The sequence below is a fragment of the Amaricoccus solimangrovi genome, from assembly GCF_006385685.1.
Lineage (GTDB): Bacteria > Pseudomonadota > Alphaproteobacteria > Rhodobacterales > Rhodobacteraceae > Amaricoccus > Amaricoccus solimangrovi.
Map to the genome: position 1 here is coordinate 1 of NZ_VFRP01000091.1, position 1,793 is coordinate 1,793.

Here is a 1,793-nt window from a genome sequence, read left to right on the forward strand (position 1 = left end):
GTGTGCGCCCAGTATGGGCACTTGATACTAAAGGTATCAAATTATTCCAGAGGGTGAAAGTCCCTTACAGGCGAGTTGGTGAAGCCTGTTAGCAAGCCGCAAGCTGGTTCGTCGTGAGGCGTGCAGTGAAGAAAGCGAGACTGCAAAATCCGGTACTGACGAACAGAAACTGCATAAGAGGCAGGGAGCCGTGGGTAAGCAAGCACACCTTTGCAATGCCCCTGGCCAACTAACGGCTCTGTGTAGATGCAGCAGGAATCGGAGGAAGGAATGTGCTCTTACCTGGGGAGGTCTCCCGGTGCCGTGAACACAGGGAGAAGTCAGCAGAGGTCATAGTAGGTAGTGGAAACGAGCCGGGAAGCCCCCGGAGGCCTCACAAGCTACTCAAGGACCAAACGTTAAGTTTTCCCAAATTAGGCAGGGAGGCCCGGCCAGCCCTGCCTTAAGCGGGAGAAGAGATTACAAGTAAGGTAGTAAAGATGATAGAGAAGGTACTCCACCGGGGCAACATGCTCAAGGCATACAGGCACGTGCTGGCCAACAAAGGTTCGGCCGGCGTGGACGGTATGCGGGTGGATCAGCTGGCCCAGCACCTGAAAGAAAACAGGGACGCCATCGCCACCGCCATCTGCAACGGCAGGTACCTGCCTTCTCCCATCCTGGGGGTAGAGATACCCAAGAGTAACGGCAAGAAACGCCTGCTGGGCATTCCCACCGTCACCGACCGGGTGCTGCAACAGGCCGTGAACCAGGTGCTAAGCCCGCTCTTTGAGCTGGAGTTCACCGGGCACAGCTACGGCTTCCGCCCCAACCGCAACGCCCTCCAGGCCGTGCAACAGGCGCACCGATACATCCACGAGGGCTATCAGCATATCGTGGACATCGACCTGCAGAACTTCTTTGACGAGGTGGACCACTGCCTGCTGCTGCAACTGCTTTACCGGAAGGTAAAATGCCCCCTTACCCTGCGCCTTGTCCGAAAATGGCTCAGGGCTCCCATCCTTATGAAGGGGAGACTGGTCAAGCGCCGGAAAGGTGTGCCACAGGGTAGCCCGCTCTCACCGCTGCTTTCTAATGTTCTGCTCCATGAGCTGGACAAGGAGCTGGAGCGGCAGGGGCTGCGCTACGTGCGCTATGCCGACGACTTCAGCGTCTACACCAAAAGTGAAGAGACAGCCCGAAAGGTAGGCAACGCTGTGTTCCTGTTCCTCAGGAACAGGTTAAGGCTACCCATCAACAGGGAGAAGTCAGGCATCAGACGACCTGTGAACTTTCAAATACTGGGTCACGGCTTCGTGCCCACCTACAGGAAAGGCGATAAGGGCAAATACCAGCTGGTAGTGGCAAGGAAGGGATGGAACAGGTTGAAGCAGAAGCTCAAAGCTATCACCCGCAAAACCACTCCCTGCTCTTTTGAGCAGCGTATCCGGGAACTGAAAGAGGCGCAGCGAGGCTGGGTCCACTACTTCCGTATGGCAAGTATACAGGGCAAGCTCAAAGACATCGACAGCTGGATACGCAACAGACTCCGGCACTGCATCTGGCATGACTGGAAACGTCCGGAACGGAAAAGGAAAAACCTGATCCGACTGGGCGTTCCAAAGTGGCAGGCGTACGCCTGGAGCAGGACCAGGAAAGGAGGCTGGGCCGTGGCTCAAAGTCCCATCCTGATCACGACGGTAACGGTGAAACGACTAGTACGAAGGGGATACGAAACAATGCTCGACTACTACAAGAAAGTAGCTCCACAACTTAACGAACCGCTGTATGCGAGACCCGCTTGTACAGTGGTG

1 protein-coding gene is annotated in these 1,793 nt (G+C 55.9%); it reads left to right on the forward strand.

Annotated features, from left to right (window positions below; all coding sequences use genetic code 11):
- Window positions 1–479: 479 nt before the first annotated feature.
- Window positions 480–1,793 (forward strand): group II intron reverse transcriptase/maturase (gene ltrA, locus FJM51_RS26485; protein WP_140456477.1); only part of this gene is annotated, 1,314 nt, incomplete at its 3' end.